12 protein-coding genes are annotated in these 15,421 nt (G+C 53.3%); 6 read left to right on the forward strand and 6 right to left on the reverse strand.

Features of this window, described 5'->3' with window-relative positions; genetic code table 11:
* Positions 1 to 19: 19 nt before the first annotated feature.
* The 3 genes from OEV49_04200 (at position 20) to OEV49_04210 (ending at position 4,161) form a co-directional block, all read left to right on the forward strand.
* Positions 20 to 1,096 carry a protein DA1 gene (locus tag OEV49_04200; GenBank protein MDH3890263.1) on the forward strand — a complete coding sequence of 359 codons (1,077 nt, stop codon included), beginning with the start codon at positions 20 to 22 and terminating at the stop codon, positions 1,094 to 1,096.
* A gap of 526 nt (positions 1,097 to 1,622) precedes the next feature.
* On the forward strand, positions 1,623 to 3,719 hold the full coding sequence (locus OEV49_04205) for a GNAT family N-acetyltransferase (GenBank protein MDH3890264.1): 2,097 nt from the start codon (positions 1,623 to 1,625) through the stop codon (positions 3,717 to 3,719).
* On the forward strand, positions 3,712 to 4,161 hold the full coding sequence (locus tag OEV49_04210) for an ASCH domain-containing protein (GenBank protein MDH3890265.1): 450 nt from the start codon (positions 3,712 to 3,714) through the stop codon (positions 4,159 to 4,161). Before OEV49_04205 ends, OEV49_04210 begins: the two co-directional genes overlap by 8 nt.
* Positions 4,162 to 4,167: 6 nt before the next feature.
* Here the strand turns inward: OEV49_04210 and OEV49_04215 are convergent, their stop codons facing one another.
* The 4 genes from OEV49_04215 to OEV49_04230 all read right to left on the reverse strand — a co-directional run bounded on the left by OEV49_04215 (position 4,168) and on the right by OEV49_04230 (position 8,248).
* Positions 4,168 to 5,502, reverse strand: coding sequence for a glycine--tRNA ligase (locus OEV49_04215; protein ID MDH3890266.1), 1,335 nt, complete (start codon positions 5,500 to 5,502; stop codon positions 4,168 to 4,170).
* A gap of 13 nt (positions 5,503 to 5,515) precedes the next feature.
* Entirely contained in the window at positions 5,516 to 6,313 is a 798-nt protein-coding gene (gene recO / locus OEV49_04220) for a DNA repair protein RecO (GenBank protein MDH3890267.1), read from the reverse strand.
* A 192-nt stretch (positions 6,314 to 6,505) separates the two neighbouring features.
* Positions 6,506 to 6,859 (reverse strand): septum formation initiator family protein, encoded by a 354-nt coding sequence (locus OEV49_04225; GenBank protein ID MDH3890268.1) that lies wholly within the window; start codon positions 6,857 to 6,859, stop codon positions 6,506 to 6,508.
* Between the two features lie 117 nt (positions 6,860 to 6,976).
* Positions 6,977 to 8,248 (reverse strand): thrombospondin type 3 repeat-containing protein, encoded by a 1,272-nt coding sequence (locus OEV49_04230; protein MDH3890269.1) that lies wholly within the window; start codon positions 8,246 to 8,248, stop codon positions 6,977 to 6,979.
* A gap of 330 nt (positions 8,249 to 8,578) precedes the next feature.
* On the opposite strand from OEV49_04230, the gene OEV49_04235 reads away from it, so the two are divergent.
* A complete protein-coding gene (locus OEV49_04235; GenBank protein MDH3890270.1) occupies positions 8,579 to 9,661 on the forward strand; it encodes a type IV pilus twitching motility protein PilT in 1,083 nt (360 codons plus the stop codon).
* A complete protein-coding gene (locus tag OEV49_04240; GenBank protein MDH3890271.1) occupies positions 9,661 to 11,799 on the forward strand; it encodes a DUF4388 domain-containing protein in 2,139 nt (712 codons plus the stop codon). Before OEV49_04235 ends, OEV49_04240 begins: the two co-directional genes overlap by 1 nt.
* 52 nt (positions 11,800 to 11,851) lie before the next feature.
* On the opposite strand, the gene OEV49_04245 is transcribed toward OEV49_04240, so the two are convergent.
* A complete protein-coding gene (locus OEV49_04245; protein ID MDH3890272.1) occupies positions 11,852 to 12,274 on the reverse strand; it encodes a bacteriohemerythrin in 423 nt (140 codons plus the stop codon).
* Positions 12,275 to 12,482: 208 nt separating this feature from the next.
* Between OEV49_04245 and OEV49_04250 the strand changes: the two genes are divergently transcribed.
* Positions 12,483 to 14,453 carry a CHRD domain-containing protein gene (locus OEV49_04250; GenBank protein MDH3890273.1) on the forward strand — a complete coding sequence of 657 codons (1,971 nt, stop codon included), beginning with the start codon at positions 12,483 to 12,485 and terminating at the stop codon, positions 14,451 to 14,453.
* Between the two features lie 139 nt (positions 14,454 to 14,592).
* On the opposite strand, the gene OEV49_04255 is transcribed toward OEV49_04250, so the two are convergent.
* Positions 14,593 to 15,333, reverse strand: coding sequence for a DUF1573 domain-containing protein (locus tag OEV49_04255; protein ID MDH3890274.1), 741 nt, complete (start codon positions 15,331 to 15,333; stop codon positions 14,593 to 14,595).
* Between the last annotated feature and the right edge of the window lie 88 nt (positions 15,334 to 15,421).

Consider the following 15,421-nt stretch of genomic DNA (forward strand, 5'->3'; position numbering starts at 1 on the left):
CGTGGCAGGTAGAAACTGAATGCGTAAACTATCCATAGTAACCGTTGGTCTGATTTGTTTGGTCGTGTCTGCCTCGTTGTTTGCCGCCAGACGTGTCTGTGACAAATGCAAACAGCCTATCACTAAAGGTAGCTGGGTCGAAGTCGACGGTAAGACCTATCACGGCAATCACTTTCTGTGCGATCATTGTTCGAAGCCGATAGGGAAAAAGCGTTTTTACGAACACGAAGGAGGCAACTACGACAGCACCTGCTTCGCCGACCATGTTATCTTCCGGTGCGGCTATTGCTCCAAGCCGGTTCTAACCAGCTACGTTGGAGACGACACCGCCTTATACCACACCACCTGCTTTTACGATCATGTCGTCGAAAGGTGTATGGTCTGTAAGAATGCGCTGACGGATTCACTCTATTACGACCCGTTTGGGAACAAGGTATGTTCCGATGACTTCGAGAGAATTCTGCGCTGTCAGTCATGCGCACGGTTTCTGAAAGATGCTCCCGGCATTGAGCATCTCAGATACGCCGACGGACGTACAATGTGCGCCTCCTGTACGGAGACGGCTGTCACCGACCTGGATGAAGCTGAGTCTATTATGAAAGGTGTTACCAGGCGTCTCCGTGGCGAGGGAATCGATATAAAGCCCGAAGTCACGCTGCAACTGGTAACGCTTGACGAACTGGGTCTGCTGTCCGATCACTTCACGCACGACCAGATGGGTATAACGATATTTGAGAAGCAGACTATAGAAGGCGGTAGCTGGTCGCATTCGGATTTTCAGATATGTATCCTGGTCGGCCTGCCGGCTTACCATTTCCGCGTCATCGTAGCGCACGAACTGATGCATGTCTGGATGTTCAACGAGGGACGGCCCGATCCGGAGGACTTGTTGCGCGAGGGAAGTTGCAACTATGCCGCCTACCTGATCCTGCGTCGGGACTCATCTGAGAAGGGACAACTCCTTCTGGAACGATTCGTGAACGATGACCACCCTGTTTACGGCGAGGGTTTCCGCAAGGTGAAAACGTTCGTCGACAAAGCCGGCATCGAGGCATGGCTTGAGTATCTCACCACGTTCACCGACCCTCCCTGGTAACACGGTCAAGCCGTGTTCTTCGCGCACTTCCTAACCTCATGCTGAGCGGAGTCGAAGCACGCACCACTCAGTCATTCCGGACTTTGATCCGGAATCCATCTTCGTCATGTGACGCGAAGTCGTGATATGGTACACGGGGACAAAAGGTTGCAACGGATTGGGTTCGTTTTGGGTACTTTCGCTTTTCCCAACAACCCACCCCTGAGCAAATGGGTTCGTTTTGCATAGTTACACGTTCGCATAATACATTCGGTAGTGAAATCGTCCGGGCACCAAGTTGCTTTCTCGCGCTCCGCGCATAGTCCCCGATCATTCCTGTAGGCCTGTAGTTGGTGTTCGAATGTCATCTCCTTTAAGGATGACGAGCAGCCGCGTTTTGGGAGGAGTTGGTGGTGTTTTTGTGATGTCCTGGAAACCCACCGCGAGCGGATGGGCTGCCTGTCCTCGGGCCGAGAAGGGACGAACCGAATGCTTGACTGACAACTTATGCCAACGTATTATGGGATTATAATAAAGGGATTACTCCATGAAGATCGAGACTTTGGGAGCCTCAAGTGAATTGTTCAAGCAAGTAATCGAGCTTGGGAACAAGAACAGTGCTACACTAGGGTTTATCCCAAAGGGTGCAATCGGAGAAAAGGCCGATGAAGACAAACTTCTGGTGGCGATTGAGAAGGGCAAGGTTCAAGGGTATCTCTTGTTCGACTTCAAGCTGAGTACGCGAACGGCGCGGATAGTTCATCTTTGTGTTGAGAAGGAGAGGCGAGGACACGGAATAGCAAAGCGGCTTTTTCGTGAGCTGGAAGCGACGGTTGGAGATATGGTTGTTGGCATTAGGGTGCACTGTCGTATAGACTACGAGGAGGCTGCCGTTTGGCCAAAGCTCGGCTTCACTCGATGTGGCACGATACCGGGGCGAAGCAAGGCTGGAAGTGAGCTCGGCGTTTGGCGCAAGGATACTCCGCTGCCTAGCCTGTTTGACCCGGCCATAGTAACACAAGACACAAGACTACGTGTTGCGCTAGACCACAACATCCTTGCAGATTCAATGAAACCCTGCTCTGATGCAACAAGCGGCGCGCATGCCGTCATGGCCGATTGGCTGCCAGAAGTGATTACGTTCTATGTGACTCCAGAGATCTTCGAAGATATAGCGCGCGATCCGATAGCCGATCGAGGTGCGAAGACCAAGAGGATGGCTCAGTCATTTGCAAGGATAGCTCGAGCGTCAGAATTATTCGATGAGTGTAGACACAAAGCAGAAACGCTGTTTCCAGCTCCTCGAAGCGCACAAACCGAATCAGACCTTAGACATATCGCATGGTGTTGGGCCGGGACAATACAGTACTTTGTCACCAGTGACAGGGAACTCATTCAGAAAAGTAGTGACGTTTACGATCTAACTGATGTCAGAGTGCTACACCCAGCTGACTTTATTTCTCGGCCTGACAGCCTATTGAGATCAGCAGAGTATCAACCCAAACGCTTTTCAGAGTCGGAACTTCGAATCCGTCGTGTGACAGGGGACGATCTTGATGGTATTGAGTCGTCAGTAGCGGATTTGGGGCTGGAAGGGAAGAAGGAGTTTCTGAGGAAGCTTAGACTTCAAATGACACAGCCAGAGCAGAGGATTACTCAACTCATACTCCATGGAAATACTGTTCTGGCTTTGGTGAGTTGGGAGATCGTCGGGCAGCAGAGACTGTTGGTGCACCTTCTAAGGCTCGCACCAAGTGAATCGGATAAAACTGTCGCACTGGGAATTGTGAATTGGCTGATTGCTGAATGTCGTTCTAGCAATCTGGAATGCCTCGAAATCGTGGACTCACACATGACCTCCACGTTGACCAGAGCCTGTTTTGAGTTTGGGCTATTCCAGGAGAAAAGAAAATTGTTTCGATGGGTCGGACAGGGTCGATACGATTCGAAGGGTGTCAAGACGGCAATTACCGCCCCGAGTTTGCGGTTGACCATTCCACAGAAATACGCAACAACTGTAAAGAGTCAACTAGAGCGAGCAATTGGCGCCAAAGATATATCTCTCTTACACCAACTTGAGAAACAATTATGGCCTACAAAGCTCAGAGAATTGGAGCTACCGACTTGGGCAGTTAGCATTCGGTCGCAGTATGCCATGCACTTATTTGATCAAGGTATCGCGGAAGGTGACCTTTTCGGCGGAAGGGCGAAGCTACTTCTCAATATCGAAAACGTGTACTATCGCTCGGCCACAGTTAGACGACTAAAAGCGCCGGCACGAATCCTGTGGTACGTGAGTAGAGGGCAGGGTCGATATCACGGTAGTAAAGCTATCAGGGCTGCGTCCTATCTTAATGAAGTACACATAGGTGATCCAAAAACACTTTTCAATTGGTTCCAACATCTAGGCATTTATCGTTGGGAAGATGTTAAACACACAGCGATGAAGAGAGCCTCTGGGGAGCTTATGGCATTGGTCTTTAGCCACACAGAGATTTTCGACAATCCAATCCCGCGATCCGACCTGAACCAGTTTTGGCAGCAGGAGAGAGGGCGCAATTTTTATATTCAGCAACCGATCGAAATCCCCGATAATCTGTTCTGGAAGATATATAACCTAGGAATTGGACGATCCGATGAATAAACTGGATTCCAGCCGGTCAGCCATTTTTTCAATCAAGCCCAAATTTATATCCCTGATCTTTTCAGGGTTAAAGACTGTTGAATTGCGAAGAACGAAGCCACTTCGAATAAGGAAAGGCACGCGGATTTTCTTCTGGGAGACTTCACCGAGTAAACAACTCGCTGGATTCGCCCACGTAGAGGCAATCATATCTGCCCCCGTTGAGAAACTGTGGACAATTGTCTCTGAACACGCTGGCGTCACTCGAGAGGAGTTCGATGCCTATTTTGAAGGCTCAGACTTGGGCGTGGCAGTGTTCCTTTCCGACGCTACAGAATTCCGAAAGAAACCACAACTCTCCGTTCTTCGAAAACACCTCGGATTCATGCCGCCACAGAGCTTTCGCTATGTATCGGCATCTGAATCAAGATATATCGGACGTCGAGCCAGTTCGGCTGCGTGACCCCCCTCACCTAACCTTCCCCTCCAAAAACTCGACGATCTCGGGAGCTTTCATGCGCGTTTGGTCCATAGAGTCGCGGTCGCGCAAGGTCATGGTCTCATCTTCCAAAGTCTGGCCGTCGATAGTGATGCAATACGGCGTACCGGCTTCGTCCATTCGCGCATAACGCCGACCAACAGCGCCGGAGACATCGTAGAAGACTTTGAACTGCTTTTTGAGATTGTTGTAGACCTTCTCGGCAAACTCAGGCATGCCGTCTTTTTTGACCAGCGGAAGGACAGCCGCTTTGATCGGCGCCACCTTCGGTGACAAACGCAAGAAGACCCGTTTCTCACCCTTGATCTCAACTTCGTCGTAGGCATCGCACAACAAAGTCAGCAATGTCCGGTCACACCCGGCTGAGGTCTCAACAATGTAAGGCACAAACTTTTCTTCGAACCGTTCGTCTTTGTAACCCATGTCTTTGCCGGTCGCTTCCTGATGTCGTCCGAGATCAAAGTCGGTCCGGTTGTGCACACCTTCGAGTTCCTGCCAGCCGAACGGAAACTCATACTCGACATCGTAGGCCGCTTTGGCATAGTGGGCCAGTTCGTCCGGTCCGTGCTCTTTCCAGCGGAGTTTACTCATGTTGAGACCCAGCGACTGATACCACTCCCAGCGCTGTTGTTTCCAATAGTCGAACCACTTTTCATCTTCTGATGGATGCACGAAGAACTGCATTTCCATCTGTTCGAACTCGCGGGTACGAAAGATGAAATTGCCCGGCGTGATTTCGTTGCGGAAAGCCTTGCCGATCTGCGCAATTCCGAATGGTATCTTTTGGCGCGAGGAGTTTTTGACGTTGAGGAAATTTACATAGATACCCTGCGCGGTTTCCGGGCGCATGTAGATAGTGTTGGAGCTATCTTCGACCGGACCCATGAACGTTTTGAACATCAGGTTGAACTGTTTCACCTCGGTCAGGTCGCATTGGTGTTCCACCGGACTTTTCGACGGTTTGTTGGGGCAGCGGGCCTGATCGAGCTGGTCGGCCCGGAACCTCGCCTTGCAGGTGCGGCAGTCGACCATGGGATCATTGAACTCAGCCACATGACCGGAAGTGTGCCAGACCTGGGGATGCATCAGAATTGCGGCGTCGAGACCTTCGATGTCGTCGCGACGATTGGTCATGGCATCCCACCAGTAGTTCTTGAGATTGCGCTTCAACTCCGCGCCCAGCGGACCGTAGTCCCAGCAGGAAGTGAGACCTCCGTAGATTTCCGATGACTGAAAAATGTAGCCGCGCCGCTTGCACAGCGACACCAGTTTTTCCATCGTATCGTTTTCGTTCTTCTTGGCCATGCGTCTCTTTCTACTATGTCAGTTTTGTATCTTTCAACTTCTTCAAGAACTCCAGCGACTTGATTTTCGCCGACAGTCCGGTCTGAAAGCTCATGAATTTGGTCAACGCCTCCAGCAACAGTTCGGTATCTGCATAAGCTATCGGCAAGGCTGCGGCCTCGGTTAATGAGGCGGTCTGCAGGGCGACAAGCTGCTCAAACCCGGCTGTAGAGAGACGAATATAATGATCCGCCGCCGTTTGGCAAGAACTGCATAACACCCCCCCCCGTTCCGGATAGAACTGTATGTACTCAGTAGGTCGCGTAGCGACAAGAGAGACAGCTTGCTGTCCGCAGGAGGGGCAGTGGGTGAGCGAGGGGTGGTAGCCGAGGTGCGAAAGCAATCGCAGAAAGAAAGCCAAAAACAAACCCGGTAGCGACCGTTTGTCGGCCACTTCCACAGCGCTCAAGAAACCGACGAAGTAGTCAAATAGTGTCTCTTGCGGTTCCTCATCGGGCAGCAGCAGGTTGAGCAGTTCGCAGGCCGCCGAACCATAGGCCAGCCGACCGACCGCGCCGTCTTTCTCAAACGAAAAAGCTTGCATGGGGTCGACGTCGCGGATATACCCGTTCGATTCTTTTTCCGAGGCGTAGAAAGTCAATTCCATGTGAGCGAACGATACTATCCGACCGCGTTTGGACTTGATACTGCGACCCCCTTTGTCGACCAGCGCGATCTTGCCGAAGTTGCGGGTGAAAAAAACCACCGTCCGCGAAGATTCGGACCAATTGAACGTCCTCAGAACAACGGCGTCGGTTTTTTCAAGAGCCATAACGTCTACCGACCCCTGCATACGGTTTCGCAGGGTCCTGACACCGCCCCCGGCGGGGTTGTGACCCTGCGAAGCTCACTATGCAAACAGAGAATCCGAACGAGAGAGATCGGCGGTTCTCACGACCTCCGCGGGAGGTCGAAGGAACCACCGAAACAACCTCCGAGAATACCGCTTCGTCCGCCATAACGCCTACCGACCGCGGTAGAGGTAGATGGTTTCCTCGGGGCGGGCCATGTGGAAGCGGGTGCGGGCGATCCGTTCCAGGTAGATCGTGTCCGATTCGAGCATCTTGCGGACGCGATCGTTGTCCACCAGGTTTACCAACAGTTGCCTATTGGATTCGGCCAGTTCCGTCTTTTCCATTTCGAGGCGAATGATGCGCGGAATACTGTAGGTACCGACCATCAGCGAGTAGAAAAACAACAGCCCCACCGACCAAAATGCGTAACGGACGACTTTTCGTCTGAGACGGGCATCGGCGGAGGAGAGCTTTTTGACAAAACTTTCAGCCAACGATGGCCTTTTCGACTTAGTTTTTCTCACACGCGGACACATGGACAGAAGGAAACGGGGGCAGGTTCACGATGCAAGGTTTAACTGGAGACGGCTGTCGGGTACTCTTCATTACGGCGGGTTTGCCTTCAGACCAACCAACCAGAGTCAGTCACAGACCGCCGGTGCAGGTCCTCCGGCAAACATGAAGTCCACGAGATAAACCAGGTCGGCAATGTCGATAGGTCCATCACCGTTGAGATCAGCTTCCTTAGGACACGGCGGATAAGGACCGGCTACGAACATCCAATCGACAAGGTAGACCAGATCCGCAATATCTATGACTTCAGCCGGGTCTCCATTGACGTTTCCTCGGACGCCGGTGCAGCATGGCTCACAGACGTCGCCGACACCGTTGCTGTCACTGTCTTGCTGGTCAACATTATCAATGTGCGGGCAGTTGTCGCAGCTATCCGGAATGCCATCGTTGTCGCTGTGTAGATTGTCATCGAAACCGGGGCAGAGGTCGCAACTGTCTCCCACGCCGTCCAGGTCACTGTCCTGTTGGTCGGTGTTAGCCAGTTCCGGGCAATTGTCGCAATCATCTCCGAGAAAGTCACCGTCAGAGTCAGCCTGGTCGACGTTAGCATGCTCCGGGCAGTTATCGACACAGTCCCCGACCCCATCGAGATCAGCGTCGTTCGCCGGCTCACTCTGGATATGGACCCAGTCGATGTGTACAATCTGCCCGCCATCGGTAGCGTTACCAGTGTACATGGAAAAGCCTACCGGATTGGTGCTGGCGTCCGCTTCCATCCACAGAAGTGCCCAGGAACTACCGTCCCAATAGTAAGTGCTAATACTGCTACCGGACCGAGCGATTCGGAATGTGGGGTAAAAACCAGTTTCAGGGAATGCGGCCTTTGGACAACCGGTTTCATCGGGGTACCAGCACTCAAACGCTTCGGTGTAAGTCCCGCAAGCGTTTGAGTCAGGGTCCGGAAACTTCTTACGTTCGATGCGCATGGTCATATCGCTATTATAGACCAGTATACCAGTCCAAGCCGCCGCTGTTGGTGTCGGCCAGTCGTAGAGTTTGAAGCGTGCCTCAATATCGAAGTCGCCGCATATTTCGAGCTCATTCGCCAAGTGGACGTCAACCGATGAAACTCCACTGCAGGTAGCCGGGAGATCAAGAACGAGGTAGCCGCCTCCTTCCCATACATCGTCATCGACGCAATTGCCGCTTGAGGTCCATGCAAATGACAGTTCGCTGTCGTTATACTCGTCGTCCAGGTCTCCTGGGCAACAGACAGCCCCAGGAAGTTTCTGCGATGAACCCTCCCATACGGCAGAGTAATTCTGAGCAACGGCCGTTGCCAATAAGACCAAGGTCAAACCGATTAACGGAATTAGCGTCACGGACTTGGGAACGGACATTCTATACTCCTGACATTCATAGCTTAGGTTAGGTTCCTGGATGTCTTGCTGGTATGGTGCTACGAGCATAATGTTTCATGAGACTGATCAAATACAAAGCTGTCCAATCGGCTTCTGTAACAAAGATAGTCCCGAACCCCGCTTTCGTCAAGAGAAAGCAGCCCAGTTAGTCCTCTATCGCTGGCCGTGATCGACGGCTTGGGAGGCCTATCAGCGAGGGTGAACGGCTCAGTATCGGCGTCTAAAGTTCCTCTCCCGCCCCCCCGTAAACTCCCTGCCCAATTCGCCGACAATAGAAGAGATAAAGGGTAAAACGGTCGAAAGCAGCTTATGCCGAAAATTGATGACCTGTTGAAAATTGTCAAAGAAGCCGGAGCATCCGATCTGCACCTGGGTGCCGGTAGTGTACCGATGGTCCGAGTCGACGGTAGTCTGGCCAAAACACGGCACAAGAAACTCAGCAACGAGAAAATAAAACAACTGGTCTACGAAGTCCTAACCGACGACCAGATTCGTAGTTTCGAAAAGTCAGGCGATCTGGACTTTGCGTACAGCATCGAGAATAGCGCACGGTATCGAATCAACCTATACATGATGCACGCAGGTATCGCGGCTGCAATCAGATTAATCCCGGATATCGTCCCGGACCTGGCCGGACTGGGATTCTCCGATATTGTACGGGGACTGATCAAATCGACATCGGGGCTGCTCCTGGTGACCGGACCGACCAACTCCGGCAAGTCGACAACCCTGGCGGCCATGGTCGACCACATCAACACGCACGAATCACGCCATATCATAACTCTGGAAGACCCCATCGAGTACACGCATACGAACAAGAACTCGTTGATCAGTCAACGTCAGATCGGTCTGCATTCTGCATCGTTTACCCAGGCGCTGCACTCGGCGCTACGCGAAGACCCTGACGTCATCATGCTGGGCGAGATGCGTGACACCGAGACTATCTCGATGGCTATCACGGCCGCCGAGATAGGTCTGCTCGTCCTGGGTACCTTGCATACTTGCAGCGCCGTAAGTTCAATCGAGCGCGTAACCGATGTTTTCCCGCCCGATCAACAGCAGCAGATACGGGTCATGCTGGCCGATACGTTGATCGGCGTTATCTCGCAACAGTTGCTAAGGCGAGCCGACGGCAATGGCCGGGTGGTTGCTTACGAAGTCATGACACGGGCACCATCGATCCAGGCCATGATACGCGAGGAGCGAACCTACCAGATTCCATCGGTGATCCAAACCAGTCGCAAGATGGGCATGCGTCTTTTGGATAATCACCTGAAGGCGTTGGTCGACTCCAGTATCGTAACGGTAGACGAAGCAATCCGGGTAGCGGCCAACCCGGCGGAGTTTTTCGATCGCGTCAACGAAGCAGAGGCCCAGCCGGTGGAGGCATAATGAACGACAGCTCGCAACGCATCCGTCTCGACGAAATTCTCGTGCACGAAGGACTCATCTCTGAGGTTCAAATCAAAGAAGCCCTCATGCGTCAGAAGGCGCACGGCGGCAAACTGGGATCGCAACTGCTCTACCACCGCGACATCGACGAAGCCGGTTTGGTGCGGGCATTGGCCATTCAGTTTGAATGTGAAGGTGTGGTCTTGTCCTCGTTGGAGATTCCGGATATAGTGATTAGATTGATCCCCTCCAAAGTTGCGATTGCACGACGAGTGATGCCCTTTGACTATGACCCCGAACAGAACCTGCTGAAAGTAGCCTGCGAATCCCCGAAGGATCAGAGCCTGATCAACGAATTGAACTTCGTGGCCCGCGGCAAGGAGATCAAACTCTACATTGCCGCCGAGTTGGCTTTGAACACCGCAATCAACAGACACTACCTGGGACAGAACGTCACACTTGAAGATCGCCTCCTTTTGGAGATCCCCGATGATGCGACCGACTCGATCGATGACGCCACCATACAGCCGGAGGCGTCGGAGGAAACGGTCACGCCTGACTTGCCTGCGATCCTCCTGGTCACCGACGAAGAATATTCCGGACCGCTGTTGCAGTCGTTGTTTGAACGCGACGGATACCAAGTGACCATGACCGATTCAGCGGATGAAGCTATCGAGATCACCGGCGACAACGCTTTCAACGCCGTCCTAATCAAAGACACGGTTTCCGGAGACTACCTTGACCTGATCGACCGCCTGCGAAAAAGTTCACCGAGCACCAGCGTACACTATTATGAGTCGGCCTCCTCGTTGATCCTGGGACGCCACGCAATGACAGCCGAGGCGGACCTGCTGGATAAAAACCTGGAACTGTTCACCTCGCTGCTGGCGCTAAAGAGCGGACTGGCCGACAATCATTCCGGTTCGGTGGGAACCTACGTTGACCGACTGTGTGCTCAGATGAAGCTACCGGCCAAGGAACGTTCGATCATTACCAATGCCGCCTATCTGCATGATCTGTCACGCCACTATTATCGTGACGACAACTCCAGGGACCAGCGCTCGTGGATAGGTCTTTCGGCCAAGTTGCTGTCGTCGCTGGAGTATCCACCGGTGGTAGTCCAGATGCTCCGTTCGATGTACAAGGACCTGGGCGGAAAATACACCAAACGATTGCCCATCGAGATTCTCGGCGGGAACATCCTCACCATTGTAGACCTGTTTTGCGAAACCGTGGACCCGCATGAAAAGCTGTCGCTGGATAAGTTCGATGCTATCAGGAAAAAGTGTCGTGATCTGGCCGGGCGGCTCTTCCTGCCCGAGATTGTCGAGAACTTCATAACCATGATGCAAAGCGAAGTTCTGCACGCCCAGGCAACCAGCAAGCATGGGCAGGTGATGATCTACGCCGACAATCCGGGCGCTTTGTATCCCATCGAACGCCGCCTGCAGAACGAGGGATTTCGCACCATCTCTCAGTTGTCTCGCGATACATTCGTGGACCTCTGCAAACGCAGCGAACCCGACATGATTGTACTCCTCCTGGAGGGTGAATACTCTCAGGTCTTATCGTTCGTCGACACTCTGGAAGCGGCCGGTGTGGTTCCGCGCACGTTACCGACCTTCCTCATGGTCGAATCCAACCAGGCATCGTCGATGACGCCGTTGTTGGATCGAGGGCTTGAGGACATTATTCCCAGTGATGTCAATCCCGACATGCTCGTCTCCAAACTACGTAAAGTTCAAACGAGAGCACAACTGCAGGACAGCCAGTTGATGTCGGACAACCAATCTTCGTCCGGCAGTCATGGAAGGCTTTCCGACATGAACGTGATCGACCTGTTGCACGCTTTGGGACCGAGCCGCCGCACGGTAAAGATCACCATAACCGGTTCGACTGAGGACAAGCGGCTTATCATCTTCCTCGATCAGGGCGTCATATCATACGCTGAGTTGAACGGCCAGGTCGGCGCACCGGCCGTGCATGTAGGCGTTTGTTGGTCGGAAGGGTCCTGGGTGGTCGAGCCGGTAACACCTGACAAACTACCGGTACCCAACAATCATACCTCCAACGATGCGATCCTCCTGGAAGGCCGCCGCCTGATGGACGAGCGCGTCCGCACCGGACAGTTGTTGTAGGGATATCGTTGAATAGCTGGACGGGGTAAACTACTTCAGTCGCAAGGTGAGCTTACTGTGTCGCCTGCGAAAAGGCATGGGCCGCCATGTAGGCCTCGCCGATCTTTCTGTCTTCTTTGATGATGTGGTTCACCAGCCAGTCGGCAAGGAAAGAGGTTAACTCAAATACGTTTACAGACTCACCTGCTTTCATCCGTCTCAAAAGGCCGGCAATCTCCCCCTTGAGCCGTTCATGCATCCCCTTGTGCTCCAGGTATCCCTCGAAACAGACTTCTTGCATGACCTTCTCTTCGGTATCAAAATGGTATCCGGTGTAATCCACCAAGGCTATCAGAACGGTACCGATCGTCTCGTTGACTATCCCGTCTTTCATTGACTCGTCCAACTGGTTGATCATGGCTACCAGTTTCTTGTGTTGCTCATCCACTTCGGGAATGTCAACCTCAAATGCTTCGCACCATTGGACCCGCGCCATCTTTCCCTCCGGAACAGTTTGGTGATACCCGACGGTACCCATTTTGGATTCCGCTATCGTCTACCCTATTTGTATCGACAGTTAGTCGGTTGAGTTTGCCCCCGGAGATGCAGCCAAAAAACAAGGAACAATCGGGCTTCGTTTGTGGTTTTGTACAACATAGATTATTACGGTCCACACAGGACACGAACTTCCATAGGAGGATACGATGCCTGGTTTATATCGGAAAGCTGCCTTTCTGGCGGCAATTCTGTTGGCGGTCTTCGCCTTCAGCAACAGTGTCCACGCCACAATTCATCACATTGATGTCGGCAACTTCTTCTTCGCCCCGACCGGTACAACCGTCGCACCTGGCGACACGGTGCGCTGGACGTTTGTGGGCGGCTCGCACACAACCACCTCTGAGGTTACATCGCCCAAAGCCTGGGATTCAGGAATCATGCCGGTGTCCGATAGCTTCGATGTGGTCTTCAGCGCCGGTGACGGTCCCGGGCCGTTTCCATACTTGTGTTCGGTGCATCCTTTCAGCATGAAAGATACTATCTTCGTGACCGCCGCGCCGGCCGAGCCGACTATTTTTGCTTTTAAGATCGATGAAGCCCAGGCTGCTGCCTGCGCCGGTACCGGCAGTTTGGCCAGTGGTTTCGGCGTGGCTATTCTTAGCGCCGATTCCACCGAAGTATCGTTCCACATCGAGCACGATGTCAGTAGTGTCACCGCTGCTCATGTTCATTTCGCTCCGGCCTGTACCAACGGCGGCGTCTCTTTTGCGTTTACTTCGCCCACCAGTCCGATAGTGGAAACCTGGTCGGTGACTTCAAGTGATGTTACAAACCTAATGGCCGGTGGTCTCTACATTAATATTCACTCCAGCACTTTCCCAGCCGGCGAGATTCGTGGCCAGGTCGAACAACAGACACACAAGATGGCCTTCACCCTCGACGAAGCCCAGGCCGACGGCGGGGCGGGCACGGGGAGTTTTGCATCCGGTGTGTTCACCGGTGAGTTGAATGCAAGCGCCACCGAGCTGTCGTTCACCGTCACGCACGATGTCTCTAATGTTTCCGACGGCCACATACATCTCGGTGCACCCGGTGCAGTGGGACCCATACGATTTGTGTTTTCGGGCCTTACCAGTCCCATCAACGAGACCTGGATGCTCACTGCTGCCGATGTGATCAATTTCCTCGCGGGTGATCTGTATGTAAACCTCCACACAACGGCCAATCCGTCAGGGGAGATTCGTGGACAATTGGTGGCCGGTGAAATCGTCTTTACGCTTGGCCTGGACGAAGCGCAGGCCGATGGCGGCAACGGCACAGGTAGCTCGGCGACCGGATTCTGTGTGGCAACACTAAACTCGGATACCAAAGAACTCACTGTCTATTGTGAGCACGATGTGGCCGGTCCCAACGACGCTCACATTCATCTGGGCGCTCCGGGTGTGAGCGGACCGATAGTGAAGGCCTTCACCAGCCCGGTGTCACCGATTTTTGAGACGTTCTTGTGTGACGATGCGGACTACGATGCGATTCTTGCCAGCAGCACGTATATCAACATTCACTCGGCATCGTTCCCAGCCGGGGAGATTCGTGGTCAGATTGACCTGGATGCTGACTTTGAAGTAACATTTGGCCTCGATGAATCCGAAGCCGATGCCTGCGGCGGTACAGGAAGTCCGGCCACCGGTAGCAGCACGGTTACATTGAAGCCGGGCGGTAAGGAACTCACCGTCAGTCTCACCCACGATGTTGCCGGTGCCGTTGACGGCCATATTCATCTGGCCCCGGAATGTGTCAACGGGGCGGTTCAGTTTGGATTCACGAGCTTCGCCTCGCCGATCACTGAAATCTGGTACTTGTCGGATGCCGACGTGATCAACCTGCTGCAAAAGGAATTGTATATCAATATCCACTCGGCGTCGTTTCCCGCCGGAGAGATTCGTGGACAGATCGATGTCGATGTGGCGGCCTGGTTCTGTGGTGATATTGATAATAGCGGATCGCCGGCCATCGACATCTCCGACCTGGTCTATCTGGTAGACTTCATGTTCACCGGCGGCCCACCACCTGTAAACCCGGGGGCGGCCGATCTGAACGGCGACGGCGTAATTGATATTTCAGACCTGGTCTGGCTGGTTGACTTTATGTTCACCGGCGGTCCACCGCCAACCTGCTGATGATTTGCGGGTCAGGAAGAGCCCGCTGTATAACCAATGGGACGCGGCAACAAGGATGTCACCGCGTCCCATTTCTTTTCTCGTCATCAACTCACAGAAGATACCCGGCGTCGATAGAGACAAGTATCTGTCACACCGCTTACTCCGGCGCCGCCATGGATGAGACCTGTTTCCCGATCCCGGCGGCCTGGTGTTTCACTGGCACGGTGAATCGACTTCTCTCATCGTCGTCAAGCTCAATCGTGAACGACTTTTCGAACGAGCCGGTCAAACCGACTTCTGTCAACACCAAGGAGCACTCGGCCGTGCTTTGCGATGCGATGGTTGTCGGCAGGCTGACGTCGAAGTAGTCTTGCGGCAGGTCCACCAGCCGGAAGGTGAGATCGCCCGGCGAAACGTTCTCGATAGTGAAGGATAGTTCGTTTCGCTGTTTGGCCGTGAACTGGCCGAGAGTCAGTTTGTATGGCGATATGATTATCGGGTAGGTTGAGTCCGGCCGGGTTACGATATTAGTGACAAACCGCACCCGCTGGTCGGGCCCACCGGCGTTGGTTTTGATACTGGGGCTTTTGGATGCCGGACCGCTGCGCTTACCGGTGGAAAAAACAATTTCCAACCTCGTGCTGTCGCCCACGGCCAGGTGGTTGCGCTCCAGCGGCGCTTTGGTACAGCCGCATCCGGGCACGACTTTCAGTATCTTCAGACTGTCGGTGCCTTCGGCTTTTAGCCAGAAGACATGCGACAATTTGGCATTCTGCGGACTGAAACCGAAGTCAAACGACTTCTCGGCAATGCTCAACTTCGGCGCAGCCGACGATGGCGTAGTTCCAATTGCGAGCAGCAACAGGGCCAACAGGATAGACGTGGCATACTTATACATGACGTACCTCCTTGACGGTGCTGTTCACAACACCGTTGTGGTTTGATGTTGATGAGCCGACTCGCTGTCGGCGATATGGACGGCGCTA

It is taken from the genome of Candidatus Zixiibacteriota bacterium (assembly GCA_029860345.1).
Classification (GTDB): Bacteria; Zixibacteria; MSB-5A5; order GN15; family FEB-12; genus JAJRTA01.

What these genes read in the sequence shown, in the direction of transcription:
- OEV49_04200 (MDH3890263.1), top strand. Translation starts at nt 20, where the DNA reads ATGCGTAAACTATCCATAGTAACCGTTGGTCTGATTTGTTTGGTCGTG.
- OEV49_04245 (MDH3890272.1), bottom strand. Translation starts at nt 12,274, where the DNA reads ATGGCGCGGGTCCAATGGTGCGAAGCATTTGAGGTTGACATTCCCGAA.
- OEV49_04205 (MDH3890264.1), top strand. Translation starts at nt 1,623, where the DNA reads ATGAAGATCGAGACTTTGGGAGCCTCAAGTGAATTGTTCAAGCAAGTA.
- OEV49_04235 (MDH3890270.1), top strand. Translation starts at nt 8,579, where the DNA reads ATGCCGAAAATTGATGACCTGTTGAAAATTGTCAAAGAAGCCGGAGCA.
- OEV49_04250 (MDH3890273.1), top strand. Translation starts at nt 12,483, where the DNA reads ATGCCTGGTTTATATCGGAAAGCTGCCTTTCTGGCGGCAATTCTGTTG.
- OEV49_04215 (MDH3890266.1), bottom strand. Translation starts at nt 5,502, where the DNA reads ATGGCCAAGAAGAACGAAAACGATACGATGGAAAAACTGGTGTCGCTG.
- OEV49_04230 (MDH3890269.1), bottom strand. Translation starts at nt 8,248, where the DNA reads ATGTCCGTTCCCAAGTCCGTGACGCTAATTCCGTTAATCGGTTTGACC.
- OEV49_04255 (MDH3890274.1), bottom strand. Translation starts at nt 15,333, where the DNA reads ATGTATAAGTATGCCACGTCTATCCTGTTGGCCCTGTTGCTGCTCGCA.
- recO (MDH3890267.1), bottom strand. Translation starts at nt 6,313, where the DNA reads ATGGCTCTTGAAAAAACCGACGCCGTTGTTCTGAGGACGTTCAATTGG.
- OEV49_04210 (MDH3890265.1), top strand. Translation starts at nt 3,712, where the DNA reads ATGAATAAACTGGATTCCAGCCGGTCAGCCATTTTTTCAATCAAGCCC.
- OEV49_04240 (MDH3890271.1), top strand. Translation starts at nt 9,661, where the DNA reads ATGAACGACAGCTCGCAACGCATCCGTCTCGACGAAATTCTCGTGCAC.